The sequence below is a fragment of the Streptomyces sp. NPDC102270 genome, from assembly GCF_044766405.1.
Taxonomy (GTDB): Bacteria; Actinomycetota; Actinomycetes; order Streptomycetales; family Streptomycetaceae; genus Streptomyces.
In genome coordinates this window covers 13,648-29,624 of sequence record NZ_JBIWLX010000026.1, presented here as the reverse complement: position 1 = coordinate 29,624, position 15,977 = coordinate 13,648, and the positions used below count along the sequence as shown (strand labels likewise).

The 15,977-nt window shown below is 69.2% G+C and carries 11 protein-coding genes; 8 read left to right on the top strand and 3 right to left on the bottom strand.

The window, feature by feature from the left end:
• A complete protein-coding gene (locus tag ACIRP7_RS40230) occupies positions 1 to 2,283 on the top strand; it encodes an autotransporter-associated beta strand repeat-containing protein (protein ID WP_403670315.1) in 2,283 nt (760 codons plus the stop codon).
• A gap of 253 nt (positions 2,284 to 2,536) precedes the next feature.
• Positions 2,537 to 2,674, top strand: a complete 138-nt coding sequence (locus tag ACIRP7_RS40225; RefSeq protein ID WP_403670312.1) for a hypothetical protein — start codon at positions 2,537 to 2,539, stop codon at positions 2,672 to 2,674.
• Positions 2,675 to 2,704: 30 nt separating this feature from the next.
• Here ACIRP7_RS40225 and ACIRP7_RS40220 read toward each other — a convergent pair whose 3' ends face one another.
• Together ACIRP7_RS40220 and ACIRP7_RS40215 are read right to left on the bottom strand one after the other, a co-directional pair.
• On the bottom strand, positions 2,705 to 2,878 hold the full coding sequence (locus tag ACIRP7_RS40220) for a hypothetical protein (protein ID WP_403670309.1): 174 nt from the start codon (positions 2,876 to 2,878) through the stop codon (positions 2,705 to 2,707).
• 145 nt (positions 2,879 to 3,023) lie between these two features.
• Positions 3,024 to 4,136: a LacI family DNA-binding transcriptional regulator gene (locus ACIRP7_RS40215; protein WP_403670306.1), complete on the bottom strand. Its 1,113-nt coding sequence runs from the start codon at positions 4,134 to 4,136 to the stop codon at positions 3,024 to 3,026.
• Positions 4,137 to 4,237: 101 nt separating this feature from the next.
• Between ACIRP7_RS40215 and ACIRP7_RS40210 the strand changes: the two genes are divergently transcribed.
• Positions 4,238 to 6,484, top strand: a complete 2,247-nt coding sequence (locus ACIRP7_RS40210; protein WP_403670303.1) for an alpha-galactosidase — start codon at positions 4,238 to 4,240, stop codon at positions 6,482 to 6,484.
• Between the two features lie 131 nt (positions 6,485 to 6,615).
• On the opposite strand, the gene ACIRP7_RS40205 is transcribed toward ACIRP7_RS40210, so the two are convergent.
• Positions 6,616 to 7,629 carry a hydroxyacid dehydrogenase gene (locus ACIRP7_RS40205; RefSeq protein ID WP_403670300.1) on the bottom strand — a complete coding sequence of 338 codons (1,014 nt, stop codon included), beginning with the start codon at positions 7,627 to 7,629 and terminating at the stop codon, positions 6,616 to 6,618.
• Between the two features lie 355 nt (positions 7,630 to 7,984).
• On the opposite strand from ACIRP7_RS40205, the gene ACIRP7_RS40200 reads away from it, so the two are divergent.
• The 5 genes from ACIRP7_RS40200 (at position 7,985) to ACIRP7_RS40180 (ending at position 15,966) form a co-directional block, all read left to right on the top strand.
• Positions 7,985 to 9,313, top strand: a complete 1,329-nt coding sequence (locus ACIRP7_RS40200) for an ABC transporter substrate-binding protein (protein WP_403670297.1) — start codon at positions 7,985 to 7,987, stop codon at positions 9,311 to 9,313.
• A gap of 55 nt (positions 9,314 to 9,368) precedes the next feature.
• Positions 9,369 to 10,319, top strand: a complete 951-nt coding sequence (locus ACIRP7_RS40195) for a carbohydrate ABC transporter permease (RefSeq protein WP_403670294.1) — start codon at positions 9,369 to 9,371, stop codon at positions 10,317 to 10,319.
• Positions 10,320 to 10,441: 122 nt separating this feature from the next.
• Positions 10,442 to 11,260 carry a carbohydrate ABC transporter permease gene (locus tag ACIRP7_RS40190; protein ID WP_403670425.1) on the top strand — a complete coding sequence of 273 codons (819 nt, stop codon included), beginning with the start codon at positions 10,442 to 10,444 and terminating at the stop codon, positions 11,258 to 11,260.
• A gap of 9 nt (positions 11,261 to 11,269) precedes the next feature.
• On the top strand, positions 11,270 to 14,680 hold the full coding sequence (locus tag ACIRP7_RS40185) for a Tat pathway signal sequence domain protein (protein ID WP_403670292.1): 3,411 nt from the start codon (positions 11,270 to 11,272) through the stop codon (positions 14,678 to 14,680).
• 56 nt (positions 14,681 to 14,736) lie between these two features.
• The gene (locus tag ACIRP7_RS40180; RefSeq protein ID WP_403670290.1) at positions 14,737 to 15,966 is read left to right on the top strand and encodes an alginate lyase family protein; all 1,230 of its coding nucleotides are present in this window, start codon (positions 14,737 to 14,739) and stop codon (positions 15,964 to 15,966) included.
• The last annotated feature ends 11 nt before the right edge of the window (positions 15,967 to 15,977 follow it).

The following is a 15,977-nucleotide window of genomic DNA, read 5'->3' as shown; positions in this document are numbered from 1 at the left end:
GTGCGCCTGGCCGCCGCGGCCCTGCTCGCACTGTCCGGCACCGTACTGCTTCCGGCGCGACCTGCCGAAGCAGCCGGGGCGAGAGACGTCACAGCCGCAGTGCTCGCGGGCACCGACGTGACCCTCTCCGGCCCGTCGATCATCAGGCTGCCGTCCGGCACCACGACGTACAACGGCATCTTCTCCGGGCAGGGCACCCTCACGATCGCCGGGCCGGGGACACTGGTGATCACCCGTGACAGCGCCTTCACGCTGCCGAGCTCCGACCAGCACCAGAGCCTGACCCGGGGCAGTGGGACCGCGTCGTACCCGGCCGTCAGCCACCCCGACCAGCCCGCCGTCATCATCGACCGCGGCGCCACGCTCCAGTACGGCAACGGCGGCTCGACCGGGGTCATCGGCGACTATCCCTACGCCTCGATCGGCGGAGTGAAGCTCAACCACGACAACATCAAGGTCGACGGAACACTCGTCCTGGACCTGACGAACCGCAGGTACAACCTCGGCACGATCACCGGCTCCGGCCTGATCTCGCAGCCAAGGTTCACATGGAACCAGCTCGACCTCGTGGGCACGATCCCGTTCACCGGCACCATCGCCAACGGCACCGGGATGAACTTCGGCAACGTGACCTACCGCCTCTCGATGCCCTCCGTCTCCACCGTGCGCAACGACGGCTCCGCCATCATCGCCGCCCGCAACTACACACTCGTGCTGCCGACGAACTTCTACGAGGACCACTACGGCAGCGACATCAACTTCCACACCTGGCAGACCGGTCTGATCGTCATGACCGGCGTGGACCACTACACCAACCCTTCGCTCGACCGCACGAAAATGGCGCACGGCTCCAACTACCGCGGCATCAACATCGGTGCCGCGCACGTGCAGTGGGGCAACGGAACCACCGACAAGTTCTTCCTGCCCGCCATACCGTCCAACTCCTACATCAACATGCGGCACGGCTCGTTGACCTTCGACTACAACGGACCGGTCACTCTCGGCACACCCATCTCCGGCGGCGTCCTCGGCAACTCGCCGAACACTCCGGGGAACGCCTCGATCACGCTCGCTGCGACCAAGGGCAACGCGGTCACCTTCGCCGCGCCGATGAACTACCACGGCACGACGACGATCGGCCACGGCGCGACCCTGCTGCTGGGGACGGGCAAGCCTGGCGGGGACAGCAGCCTGCTGACCGGCGCCTCGAACGACGCGGTGATGAACGACGGCACCCTGACGATCCGCAACGCGGCCACCGCGATCACCCTGGCGAACGTCAGCGGCACCGGCGGGCTGACGCAGTCGGGTGCGGCCACCACGACTCTTTCCGGCCGCACGCGCTACACCGGGCCGACGACGATCGGCTCGGGAACCCTCGCGGTCGGCTCCGGCGGCTCGGGCATCGCATCGAGCAGCAGCCTGAGTCTCAGGGCGCCCGGAGCGAGGTTCAGCATCGCGTCGGCGCGCTTTGGACAGGCGCAGAGCGTACGGCAGCTGTCCGGGGTCGCGGGCAGCGCGATCGAACTCGGCAGCACTGCCCTGACCATCCGCACGTCGGGCTCGACGACCTATGCGGGCTCGATCACCGGTACCTCGGGCGGGCTGACGACATCCGGCAGCGGAACGCTCACGTTGACCGGCCACGCAAGCACGCCGAGCGGAACCTGGCGCGTGCGGCAGGGCACGCTGGCGATCGGTTCCAGCGGGACGCTCGACCTCGGTTCGCTGATCCAGTCGGCCGGCAGCACTCTCTCGCTCACGCCGGGGACCGGTGCCACCTCGCCGACGGGCGCTCCGATCCAGGTGCGCGGCGCGGTCCAGCTTGCAGGGAAACTCACCCTCGCATCGGTGCCCGCGATCCCGGCAGACGGCAAGGTGGTGCTCATCCACGACACCGGCACCCAGCCGATCTCCGGGAGGTTCACCGGGCTTCCGCAGGGCGCGCACCTGACCGTGGACGGCAAGCAGTTCACCATCGACTACGCGGCCCACGACGTCACCCTCAGAGCGGGCACCGGGAGCTCCGCAGCCGCAAGCGGCAATGGCAGTGCGAGCGGTGACGAAGCCTCCGTTTCGGGCGACGGCGGCCAGTCCTCGGGCGTCGGTTCGCCGGTGGCGCTGCTCGGCGGGGCAGCCGCAGTCGCGGCGCTCGCTGCGGGCGGAGTCCTGGTCGCCAGGCGCAGGCGACGCACAGCCGCCAGGAAGGCACAGACCCTCCCCTTCGAAGATCGCGGCCCTGCCACTCCTCCTCGTCCGGCGAGGCATCGGCACCGAAGGTAGAAGGCCTGCCACTTGTACTTCTGTGTCCAGAGCCTTGCGCTGGGCCATCAGATCACGGCGTCACCTCGGCGCGGCCGAAGCGGGATTGCAGACCGGCCCTGCTCGGACATGTCCCTCTCCCGCGCTGCGGCCACCTCTGCGGCGAGGGGACAGCGGATGCGAGCCTTCCTTCCGCGACAGTGATATGTGCCCGCCCGGCTCGGGGTCTCCTGCATATCCCCCCGATTCAATGCGCGCGGACAGTAGGGACTCAATGACGGCATGCCCCGGTGCGCAGCGGGCGGACACGGCGAAGCAGGGCGACCAGCAGGCGCTCGCCGACCTGATCCGCGAGGGCGCCGTCCCAGTGGAGTTGGTGGACCGGTCCGTCGTGCGTGTCCTGAGGCAGTAGGCCGAACTCGGTCTGCTGGACGCCTGCTGGTCACCTGGGTCCGCCCTCATGACGGACGACTCCGGTGCCGATGTCGTCGACCTCGATCCGCCCGGCAACGGTCGGGTCGTATGGCAGTGCCTGGTCGAACCCCGGATCCGTCAGGTCCAGCCCGACCAGGGACTTCCAGTAGATCCGGGCCCTGGCGGTCCGACAGTCCCTCAACGAACTACAGCATGGAGATGGCGGCCGGCCGGCCCGGCGGCCACGCGGGTCGTCCCCGTCGCGGAGGGAGAGTTCCGCAGCCCTCGCCGCGAAAGGTGGTCCGGTGGCTTTGATCGCGAAACACGCAAAAGTACCGGCCCCGCTGTCACTTCGGTGACCGCACCGACTGCCGGATCACCAGCTGCGTACTCAGCACCACATGGTCGTCGGCCAGGCGGTTCTCCCGTTCCAGGGCCAGGCGGACTGCGGTGCGTCCGAGGTCCTCGTAGGGCACGCGAACCGTGGTGAGCGCCGGCGTCAGGTCGGCGGCGAAGGGTACGTCGTCGAAACCGACCAGGGAGACGTCGCCGGGCACGTCCAGGCCGGCCTCACGCAGTGCTGCCAGAGCTCCGGTGGCCACCATGTCGGTGCCGGCGAAGATCGCTGTGAAGTCCAGCCCCTCCGCCAGCGCGGCCCGGGTCCGCTGATAGCCGGAGACCCGGGTGTACGAACCGGGTACGTCCAGCTCTTCGGCATAGGCCACGTCGTGCGCCCGGAGGGCCTGGCGGTGGCCGCTTTGACGCTGCTCGGCGCTGCTCATCAGGGGATCGCCGCCCAGGAACAGGATGCGTCGGTGTCCCGCGCCGAGCAGGTGGTCGACGGCCTGGAAGGCGCCGCCGCGGTTGTCGTAGTCCACCACCGTCACCGGGAGGCTGGACGGCAGCGGCGGCCGGCCGCACAGGACCAGCCGGGAGCCGGCGGCGTCCAGCGCCCTGGCGTACTCGGCCATCCGGGCGTGGTACGCGTCGTCCAGCACCGCTCCTCCGACCAGGACCACCGCGGCCGCGTGCTGCTCGCGCATGAGCTGCACCAGGTCGTCCTCCCGGTCCCGGTCGCCGTGGGTGGCGCAGACCAGACTGAGCCTGCCGCGCGCTGCCGCCTCCTGCTCCGCCCCTGCCGCGACGTGGGCCAGCGAAGGTCCGGTGATGTCCTGCAGGACCAGCGCGATCGGGCCCGCGACCCGGCCGGAGAGGGCTTTGGCGTGGACGTTCACCACATAGTGCAGGGACTCGACCGCCGCCATGACCCGGGCGCGGGTGGCCTCGGAGACGGGATAGTTTCCGGCAAGCGTTCGGGAAACGGTTGCTACCGATACGCCGGCCTTCACGGCGACATCGCGGATCGTGCTGGGCCTGTCGCCCGTGCCGTTGTCGCGCCGTCGCCTGCCGGGCCGCTTGGGTTCGGGGCTCGTTCGCGCAACGCTTCCGTTGTCCGTCACAGCTCGACGTTACTGCATGTGACACCTCTTGCGGACTGTTGGGGCGCGAACTACGGTCTCTCAGCGGTAATCGTTTACTAGCCTCTTCGGAGCCGCCCGTCATGTCCGTCACCCACCTGCGCTGGGGAACCGCCGAGCTGTCCCTGCTCCTGGCCTTCGACACGGCCGCCGGTCCGGTGAGGCTGGTGGCGGCGGGCGAGGCGGCCACACTTCCCGATCCGGCGGGCGATCCCGAGCTGTGTGCCCTGCTCACGCGCCGGGCCCTGCCGCTGGTCGAAATCGAGACTGCGGGCAGCGGGCGGCTCGGCACGTCGGGCAAGCGCCACGTGGACGGTGCCGCATCGCGTGCCCTGCGGTACACCGGGCACGAGGAGGATCACGAGCGGCACGGCGGCGGGGAGCTGCGGACACTGCGGGTGCGGATGGCCGACGAGACCACCGGCCTGCGTGTCACCGCCGTCTGCACAGTGCGCGAGGGCATACCGGTGCTCGGCACGGAGGTGTACGTGGACAACGCCGGAGACCGTCCGGTCACCCTGGAGTACGTCTCCTCCTTCGCGTGCTCCAACCTCGCCCGCCACCTCGACGACGGTGAACGCTGGGAGGACGGCCTGGCCCTGTGGCTGGCGGCCAATCCCTGGAGCGGCGAGTACCGCTGGTCCAAGGCCACCCTGGGCGAGCGCGGTCTCTACGACGTGGGCATGGTGCCCTTCGGTCAGACCGGCTCCAAGAACCGGATCACCGTGACCAGCACCGGCTCCTGGTCCTCCTCCGAACACCTGCCTGTGGGCTGCCTGGAGGAGACCCGCACCGGCCGCGCCCTGCTGTGGCAGATCGAGCACAACGGCTCCTGGCACACCGAGATCGCCGACCGCTTCGGCGACGTGTACCTGGCCCTGTCCGGACCGGCGGACCGCGAACACCAGTGGCGCCGCCGGCTTGCCCCCGGCGAGTCGTTCCGTACCGTGCCCGCCACGGTGGCCTTCGTCCCCTCGGGGGGCTTCGAGGCCGCGCTCGCCGCCATGACCCGGCACCGCCGCGCCACCCGGCGCCCGCACCCCGACCACCAGGGCCTGCCCGTGGTCTTCAACGATTTCATGAACAGCCTCATGGGCGAGCCCAGCACCAAAGCCCTTCTCCCCCTGGTGGACGCGGCCGCGGCAGCGGGCGCCGAGTACTTCTGCATCGACGCCGGCTGGTACGACGCCGAACCGCCCGGAACCGTGGGCCCGGGCGGGGTGCCCGGCTGGTGGGACGCGGTCGGCGAGTGGGAAGAGTCGGCCCCGCGCTTCCCCGGCGGGCTGAACGAGGTACTGGACCGCATCCGCGACGCGGGCATGGTCCCCGGGCTGTGGCTCGAACCGGAGGTCGTGGGCGTACGCAGCCCGGTCGCCGACGCCCTGCCCGACGAGGCCTTCTTCCGTCGGGACGGCATCCGCCTGGTGGAGTGGGGCCGCCACCAGCTCGACCTGAGCCACCCGGCGGCGCGTGCCCACCTCGACGCGGTCGTGGACCGACTGGTGCGCGACTACGGCGTCGGCTACCTCAAGCTCGACTACAACATCGACATCGGCCCCGGCACCGACGGCCCGGACGGCACCGACAGCCCCGGCGAGGGCCTGCTCGGCCACAACCGCGCCTACCTCGACTGGCTCGACGGCGTCCTGGACCGGCACCCCGCCCTGGTCCTGGAGAGCTGCGCGGCCGGCGGCAGCCGCACCGACCACGCCCTCCTGTCCCGGCTGCCCATCCACTCCGTCACCGACCAGCAGGACTTCCGGCTCCTGCCGGCCATCGCCGCCGCGGCGCCCACCGCGGTCACCCCCGAGCAGGGCGCGATCTGGGCGTACCCGCTGCCGGAGCACAGCGAAGCCGAACTCGGCATGGTGATGGTCTCGGCGATGCTCGGCCGTATCCACCTCAGCGGCCGTCCCGACCTGCTGTCACCGGAGCAGTTGGCTCTGATACGGCAGGCCGTGGACACGTACAGGACCTATCGCCCCCTGCTCACGGGCGCCCTGCCGCGCTGGCCGCTGGGCCTGCCCGGCTGGCGCGACGGCTGGATCGCCCTCGCCCTGACCGCCGGAGTCACCGACACCACGGGAGTCACCGACGATCAGGGCGACACGACGCTGCTGGCCCTGTGGCGCCGGGAAGGCGCGCCCGAGACCGTGACCGTGCCGCTCCCGTGGATCGCCGAGGACGAGCGGCCGCGTGTGGTGTTCGGAGCGGGCCCACAGCCGGCGTACTGCTGGGACGGCCGGGGGCGCACCCTGCGGGTGACGCTTCCGGCCGAGCAGTCGGCGGTGTTGCTGTCCTTCGGACCCGACCCGGATGTGTGGGCCTGAGTTCCGCTGCCTGCGAGCGTGTTTGCGGCCCCTCGGTGCGTGCGGATCGCCGAGGGGCCGCTGTGCGTCGGCAGAGAAGGGGGAACACGGGGACGCGTACGCCGGACGGAGTCCGGGGCCGGCAGGGCGGCTCAGGCGCTGATCGTGAGGTCTGCCCGGCGGATCGCGTGGGCGAGCTGAAGTCCTGAGGCAAGCCGCGCCAGTTCGTCGACCACCGTGCGGCCGAGTCGTTCGAGTTCGTTGCCAAGCGATCCGGCGATGTGCGGGGTGAGGACGACGTTGGGCAACTGGTAGAGCGGGGATCCGGCCGGCAGTGGTTCTGGTTCGGTGACGTCGAGCACGGCGCTGATCCGCCTGCTTACCAGCTCGTCGGTGAGCGCCTCGGGGTCGATGAGGGCGCCTCGTGAGGTGTTGATCAGGACACCGCCGTCCCTGATCAGCGTGAGCCGGTCGCGGTCCAGCATCCGGTACGTCTGCGGGATGTCAGGGGCGTGCAGGCTGACGATGTCGCTGGTGCGCAGCAGGTCTTCCAGGGACAGCGGTACGGCTCCGAGTGCGGCGGCCTCGGTCTCGTCCACGTAGGGGTCGTACAGGGATACCGAGAAGTCGAAGGGGCGCAGGAGTTCGAGCACCCTGCGGCCGACCCGCGAGGCGCCGATCACTCCGACGCGCCGGCCCAGGTTCCCGACGTCTGCGAAGTCGGTGGGGGCCGGGTAGACGTGTTCGGTCCGGAAGCGGTCGCGCAGGCTGAAGGCGTCCTTGCCGGCGAACAGGATCACGGCGAGGGTGTACTCCGCCACCGGCAGCGCGTTGGCCTGCACCGCGCTGGAGACGGTGAGTCCGCGCTGCCATGCCTCCTCCCCGATGAGGCTGCGCACGCTGCCGGCCGCGTGCAGCACGGTGTGCAGCCGGGGGGCGACGGCCAGTGCCTCGGCTCCGATGTGCGGGCAGCCCCATCCGGTGATCAGTACCTCGGCCTCGGCCAACGCCGCCCGCGCGGCCGGCTCGGAGAAGTCCTGGACGACGAGCGTGGAGTCGATCCGTACCAGTTTCTCCAGCTGCGCCATCAAATGTGGCGGAAGGAGTTCGGGCAGGTGCACCGGGTTCATCGCGAACACGGCTGAGGGCAGGCGTGGGCTGGGCATGGGGCTCCTGCTTCGACACGGAGAGTGGACCGGGACAGTAAACGTATTCCAAGCTAGGGACGAATCTGGCCGCAGGTCAATGGCTTCGCCAGAGTTGCGACAGCGTGACGACCGCCCGTCCCAAACTGTCAGCGACTGGGAGATTGCAGGTCAGCGCCCATGCTCGGTAACTTGTTGGAGAGTTGGGCGAAACAATTGAGCCCCTCCCTCTTGTGGTTCCAGCCACATGCCCCTTACGGTCCACGCAGCAAACGGTTACTTCCTACCTCTCGGGTGTGACCTCCCGCCCCTGCCTCGCTGACCACCGCGCCGGCCCCCACACCGCACGCGCCGTCCTGTCCCCTGTGGAGGACCGATGACCACGTTCCGCGCCAGAACCCTCACCGCGGCGGCCGCGGCCGCCTCGCTCTGTCTCCTCCTCGCCGCGTGCTCGGGCGGCGACGACTCGAACGCCGACGCCCAGACCAGCACCGAAGGCAAGGTCTCCCTGGAGTTCTGGAGCTGGACCGACGGCATCGCGGCCCAGACCAAGGTCTGGAACAAGGAGCACCCCGAGACCCAGGTCAAGTTCGTCAACGCGGCGGGTGAGACCGCATACCAGAAGCTGCGCGCCGCGGTGAACGCGGGCACCGCCCCGTGTCTGTCGAAGATGGACGCGATGAACCTGGCGAGTTTCGCCGCCGACGGTCTGCTCACGGACATCTCCAGGACCGCCGCGCAGTACAAGGGCAAGTACACGGCCCCGGCCTGGAACGCGGTCAGCCCGGGCGGTACCACCTTCGGGATCCCGATGGGATCCTCGCCGCTGTTCACCGCCTACCGCGCGGACCTGTTCAAGAAGTACGGCATCGAGGCGCCCAAGACCTGGGACGACCTGATCGCGGCCGGCAAGAAGGCACAGCAGCAGAACAAGAACGTCAAGATCTACAACATGGCCGGTGAGGACCCGAGCACCCTGGTCGACCTGTCCTGGCAGGCAGGCGCCCAGTGGTACAAGGCGGACGGCGACCACTGGGCGATCAGTTTCACCTCGCCCGAGGCGCTGAAGGCGGGAGACGTCGTCCAGCAGCTCGTCGACGACGGCCTCGCCTCCAACGCCTCCTATGCCGACCCGGGCGTCTTCAAGACCTGGGACCTCGGCAAGACCGTTGCGATGACCACGTCGACATGGCAGCTGCCGATCTACGACACCAACTTCCCCAAGTCCAAGGGGAAGTGGCAGCTCGCGGACGCGCCCGTCTTCGACACCGCCTCACCGCGGACCTCCAGCAACTTCGACACCACGGCTGTCCTGAAGGGCTGCAAGTACCCCGACCGCGCCGCCCAGTTCGCCGCCTGGCTGAGCAGCAGCAAGGAGTCGCTGACCACGCTGACGGATCCGGCTTCCAAGTCCGGTCTGTTCCCGGCGGTGAAGGACGTGTCGCCGTACGTGGACAAGATCATCCCGGCCGAGATGTTCAACAAGGAGTCAAACAGCGCCGAGGTGATCACCACGGCCGCCTCCCGGGTCGGTAACCAGTGGCAGTACGGGCCCGACTACGCGGCCATGTACTCCGAGATGCAGAAGCAGTGGGGCAAGGTCATCAACAAGCAGCTCACGGTCAAGGCGATGCTGACCAGCCTGCAGAAGTGGACGATCGACGACCTGAACGGCAAGGGCATCAAGGCCGTCGCGGGCAGTTGACGACGCCCGTTCGCCTCGCTCGGAGACAGCCGACGCACATCACTTGGAGACATCCGTGTCCACCCTGACGCGACCGCCGGTCGCGACCGACTCCCCGGTCCGGCGGCCCTCCCCCCGCCGGACCGGGAGGCGGGGAGCCTACAAGGGCCTGCTGTTCGCGCTGCCCTTCCTGGCCGGCTTCCTCGTCACCTACGTCCTGCCCATCGCCTACGCCTTCAGTGAGAGCCTGCACGAGAAGAAGGGCACCGGCCTGGGCTTCGGCCCGACGCGGGTGGTCTTCACCGGCTTCGCCAACTTCACGTCGGTCCTGACCGACGGCGCCTTCTGGGCCAGCATGCTGCGCACGCTGCTCTTCGGGACGGCGCAGATCACGGTGATGCTGGGGATCTCGCTGCTGCTGGCCCTGGTGCTGGACGGCGTCGCCGCGCGGGCGGTCCGTTTCTTCCGGGCCGGACTACTCATCCCCTACGTCATCCCCACGGTGGTCTCCTCCCTGATGTGGCTGTTTCTCTACAGCCCCACGGGCAGCCCGATCCTGGACCTCGCGGACCGCGTCGGCATGGACATCCACTTCTTCGGCGGCCTCAACACCTATCTCTCGCTGGGCAATCTGCTCACCTGGCAGGGCATCGGCTTCAACATGATCCTGATCTCCGCCTCGTTGCAGGCGCTGCCGCGGGAGCTGTACGAGGCGGCCCGGCTCGACGGGGCCCGCGAGTGGCGCATCGCCTGGTCCATCAAGGTCCCGAACATCACCGGGATCCTCGTGCTGACGGGCATGTTCTCGCTCATCGGCCGGCTCCAGCTGTTCACGGAGCCGCTGTTGCTGCGGCAGATCGCACCGGAGTCGATCAACACCGACTTCACTCCGATGATGGAGATCTACGACAAGGCCTTCAAGACCGGCAACTACCAGTACGCGGCGGCCGAGTCGCTGGTCCTGGCCGTGGCCACCGGCATCCTCGCCTTCGTCTTCTACCACGTCACGAACAGGAAGATGTCATGAGCAGCGCCACCCAGGCCGACCGCGCCCCCGAGGCCGTCCGTACCGCGAAGGCCGCTGCCGCTCGCAAGTCCCCGCGTGCCGTCCACGCGTCCGGGGGCGGCGTGCGCCCCACCGGGCGCGCGATGGTCCTCACCACCGGCCTGCTGGTCGTCTTCCTGCTCTACTCCCTGGCCCCCACCTGGTTCCTGCTGGTCTCGTCGACCAAGAACCAGACCGACCTGTACTCCACGTTCGGCCTGTGGTTCTCCTCCAACCACCTGGCGGACAATCTCCAGGACATCGCGAGCTACCATGACGGCGTCTTCCTGCGCTGGATCGGGAACTCCGTCCTCTACTCCACCCTCGGAGCCGCAGGCGCCACCCTCATCTCGCTCGCCGCCGGCTACGGCCTGTCCAAGTTCGAGTACCGAGGCCGGGGCGCCCTGTTCGCCCTCGTCGTCGGCGCCTCACTGCTGCCCAGCACCCTGCTGGCCTTCCCGCTCTACCTGGTGTTCGCCAAGGTGGGGCTCACCAACACCATCTGGTCGGTGCTGATCCCCTACTTCATCAACCCGTTCGGGGTCTACCTCGGCAAGGTCTACGCCGACAGTTCGGTACCGACGGAGCTGATGGAGGCGGCCCGCATCGACGGCGCCAGTGAGCTGCGCATCTTCGCCTCCATCGCCCTGCGGCTGATGCAGACCGGCGGCATCACGATCTTCATGCTCGACTTCGTCAACATCTGGAACAACTTCTTCCTCCCCCTGTTCATGCTCAACGGCGAGCGCACCTTCCCCGTGACCCTGGGACTCTTCTCCTGGCTCCAGCAGGCGCAGACCGCTCGCGACATGAACACGCTCGTCCTGACCGGTTCCCTGCTGTCGATCATTCCGCTGGCGATCTTCATGTTCGCGCTCCAGAAGTACTGGCGCAGCGGAATCCTCATGGGCAGCCTCAAATAAGGATCAGCCGTGCCCAACACTCCCCGACGCCGTGAAGTGCTCAAGTACGCCGGAACGACCGGCGCCGCCACGGCCGGCCTCGGCTGGCTGACCTCCCAGCCGGCAGTGGCCGCACCCGCCGCTGTGGCCGACTCCCCCGTACCGTCCGGCTCGTTCGGTCAGTCCGTCGCCAGACCCCTGGACATCGTGGTCTTCGGCAACGCGCCCTCCGAGACCGCCCACCACCTGACCGCCACGCACTCCGACACCGTCACCGGCGGCCTCGGCCAGAGCGCCCGCGTCCTCAACCCCTCCGACCCGGCCTCGTACTGGGGCGGCACGCTCACCTTCGAGGTCGCGGTCAGTCCGGTCGGCACCACGTATGTGACGGTCCGGCTCTGGGGCGACGAGCACGATCCGACCGCCACCGAGGCGGGCTTCGGCTCCCACAACTGGCGGCTGCAACTGTTCTGCGAGGGCCTGCAGGTCGGCTACCAGGACGAGGGCGCGGTCGACAGCCTCGACATCCTGGACACCGCGCCCCGCAGCCCGGGCCGGTTCTTCTTCCACACCCTGCCGCTGCCGAAGAAGCTGACCAAGGGCAAGCAGAAGGTGAGCCTGGAGATCCGCTCGATGGGCCGCATCTGGTCCTACGGCCAGAACCAGGCGCAGCTGTACTACAACCAGACCACGGCCTCGCGCGGCATCTACCGCCTCTACACCCACACCGAGCCTTACTTCGTGCCGCCCAAGGGCGAGGTCCAGGGCCCGGCCCCGGTGCCCGTGCCGCGCACCACGGGCGCGGAGGTGCTGGACGCCGTCAAGGCGCGGGTCCAGAAGGAACAGACCGCGCTCCTCACCACCGCCACGCCCGCCACCATGGACGGCTGGGCGATGCAGTCGCTGGCCGAGGGCTACCTGTGGTCCGGCAGCCCTGCCTACCAGCAGGACGCCGCCGTGGAGCGGGTGTTGCAGGCCATCGACGGCCGCTATATGGCCTGGCAGTCGGACGCGACCGTGCTCACCGGATCCGACCAGCAGTGGCAGGGCTTCGGCCGGGTCGGCCTGTGTCTGGCGCTGCTCTGGGACCGTCTCGGCGACAAGCTGGACTCCAAGGTGACCGGCTCCCCCTACGAGATAGCCAACGCCGGCTTCGAGGACGGCGGCGCCACCCCCACCTCCTGGGTTCGGCCCGGCTGGGCCTCCGGTGGCGGCGGTACCTGGGCCCGCGACACCAGCGTCTCGCGTTCCGGTTCCGCCTCTCTGAAGCTCACCGCCACCACCAGCGGCGGCTACAGCTATGTCAACTCCGCGCCCAGGACCAAGGTCGGCCCGGGCACGTACACCTACGGCGCCTGGATCAAGACCGACGGCGTCACCGGCGAGGGCGCCCACATCGACCCGCTGTTCTACGACACGAGCGGCAACCTGGTCGGCAGCGACCACAAGAAGTACGCGAGCACGGGCACCCACGACTGGGAGTACGTCTCCCTCGACCTGGCGACCCCCGACGGCGCCACCCAGGTGGAGCTCCACCTGCGACTGACCGGCCCCGGTTCAGCCTGGTTCGACTCCGTCGACCTGGTCAAGCCGACCGAGCTGCGCAATCCCGGCTTCGAGGCCGGCGGCGCCACTCCCGACCACTGGGCCAGGCCCGGCTGGGCGTCCGGCGGCACGTGGGCCCGCGACACGACCGTCTCGTACACCGGCTCGGCTTCTCTCAAGCTCACTGCGACCGGCGACAGCGACTACAGCTACGTCTACGCCGCCCCCACGGTCCAGGTCGGCCCGGGCACGTACACCTACGGCGCCTGGATCAAGACCGACGGCGTCACCGGTGAAGGCGCCCACATCGACCCGCTGTTCTACGACACGAGCGGCAACCTGGTCGGCAGCGACCACAAGAAGTACGCGAGCACGGGCACCCACGACTGGGAGTACGTCTCCCTCGACCTGGCGACCCCCGACACCGCGACCCAGGTGGAGCTCCACCTGCGACTGACCGGCCCCGGATCGGCCTGGTTCGACGGAGCCGACGTCGTCGCGCCGGCCGGCACCGCCGCCGTCGAGCAGCCGGTGCGCCGCGCGGCGTACACGAAGATGCTCAAGGCCAGCCGCGACTACTGGCGCCGGCACTTCCCGCACTACTCCAACCAGACCCAGATCTGCGCCATCGGCATCTACCAGGCCAACCGCGGCCTGATGCTGCTGGATCCGGACCTCGCCCTGTCGGAGGCCAAGGCCCGCGACTACCTGTACCAGTCCATCGGCATGGTGCCCTATCTCGGCCCCGAGGACGCGGACGGCAACCCGGCCAAGCCGCTCGGCGCCGACTACTACCAGGTCACCAGGGCAGGCCTGACCCGGGAGCTGGGCTACGTCGGCAGTTACGGCGAGGTCACCGACTGGCTGGTCATGATGTACGAGTCGGTGACCCGGGGCCACGGTGGCCAGGAGGCCCCGGAGCTGCGCGAGCAGATGATCAGGATGGTCAAGGCGCGGGGCCGGTTCCGTGTCGTCGACGTGGACGGTGACAACGCGCGGGTCTCCCGCACCGAGACGGTCATCGGCTGGCGCAACGAGGTCTATCCCGGTGCGATCGCGTATGCCTCCCGTACCGCGTGGGACTCCAACCCCCTGATGTCGGCCGCCGTCTTCAAGGATCCCGACCTCGTCGGCTGGACCCAGGAAATGGTGGACGACGGCCAGCTCTGGCCGCAGCTCCAGCTGATTGCGACCTACGACTGGACCCGCGTCGGCCTCAACGCACTGCGCCTGGTGTCCCGCGACTGGAACGACTACCAGGCCCTCGCCGCCCGCCCGGGCCGGCTGCCCACCGGCTGGAACAGCCCCGACTTCGTCTTCACCGACGAGGACAACGGCGCGGTCGCCGTCAAGCACGGCAAGGAGCTGTTGTTCGCCTCGCTCTACTGGCGGGCCCGCCAGGGCGTCAACGACTACGCCCGCATCCACCATGTCACCCCCGTCGACCAGCGCTCGGCGACGATCCGCCAGCACACCGTCGGCACCACCGACGACACCTTCACGGCCCGCGACTGGATCCTGTGGGACTACGCCATCAACGACCCGGGCGCCTCGGCCATCCCGCCCGGCGGATTCCCCCCGCCCGGCGACACCCTCCACCAGTCCCAGAAGGGCGACGTCTACCACCTCGCCCCCGTCCCCGCCGACGTCCCCGACCCCACCCTCGGCGTCCACTTCGACGGCGTCGAGACCATGCTCGTCGGCAAGGCCCCCTTCTACTACTGCGAATTCGGCGACTACCTCATCGCCATGAACACCAGCACCGACAAGGTCTTCACCCTGCCCGCCCGCCAGGACTTCGGCCCCGCCCGCGACCTGGCCACCGGCAAGACCGTCGGCGCCGGCGTCCGGCCGAAGATCGGCCCGCGCAGCACCCTCGTCCTGCACCGCATCTGACCCCTTCCCCTCCCGTTCCCTTCCCCGCACTCAGCGTCGAGTCGACAAGGAAGCCCATGCGCGATCCGTACCGCTCCCCTGCCCCGCTCACCTCCGAACTCCCCTCCCCCGCCGACCCGTACGGCCCCTCCCCCGCCCCCAGCCGCCGCCGCTTCCTCAAGCTCACCGCGGTCGGCGCCGGTGCGGCCGGCATAGCGGGCGCCGCCGCACTGGCGGGCGCGACCAGCGCACAGGCCGTCACCTCGGGGCTGACCTCACTGACCCATCCCGGCGTCCTGCACAGCCTCGCCGACCTGAACCGCATGCGCGCCAAAGTCGCCGCAAGCGCCTCGCCCTGGATCGACGGCTACCACGTCTTCGCGGCCGACTTCTTCTCCTCGGCCTCGTACGTGGTCGCGGGCGGCCGGGCCGCCGTCACCCGGGGCACCAGCCCCGAGAGCGGCAACGCGGAGCTGTGGTACGACTGCAACGCCGCCTACCAGAACGCCGTCATGTGGTACATCACCGGCGACACCGCACACGCCTCCAAGGCGCTGGAGATCATCAAGTCCTGGACCAGCACGCTCCAGACGATCAACGGCGCCGACGCCGAACTCGCCGCCGGGATCTACGGCGCCAAACTGGCCGCCGCCGTCGAGATCATGCACTACACCGGCCCCGCGGGCAGCTGGTCACAGTCCGAACTCGACGCCACCGTCGCCATGTTCCAGAACATCTTCGTGCCGCTCATCAACATCTACGGCGACGGCGGTTACGGCCTGATGGGCCTCAAGGGCATGATGCAGATCGCCGTGGCCTGCAACAACCTCACCCTCTTCAACGACGCGTACAACGCCTTCTACACCAACAGCTGCTGCTCCCTGACCAAGCTGGTCAAGTCCGGCACCGGACAGGCTTGCGAGTCCGGCCGCGACCAGGCACACACCCAGCTGATCCTGGGCTCGCTCGCGGAGATCTGCCAGACCGGCTGGATCCAGGGCCTCGACATGTACGGCGCGTCCAGCTCGCTGCTGCTGTCGGGCTTCGAGTACACGGCGAAGTACAACCTCGGCAACACCGTCGCGTACGACGCCACGTTCGGGCGGTGCAACTGGCACTGGTCGAGCATCTCCACGGACGGGCGCGGCACGTTCCGGCCCATCTACGAGATGGCCTACAACCACTACGTGAAACGGGCCGGGAAGTCGGCCCCGTACACCGCCCAGGTGGCGGGCAATCTGCGGCCGGAGGGTGCGCCGTTCCAGTGCGACCATCCTGGCTTCGGCACCCTGCTGTTCTCCCTCTGATCGGACGTCAC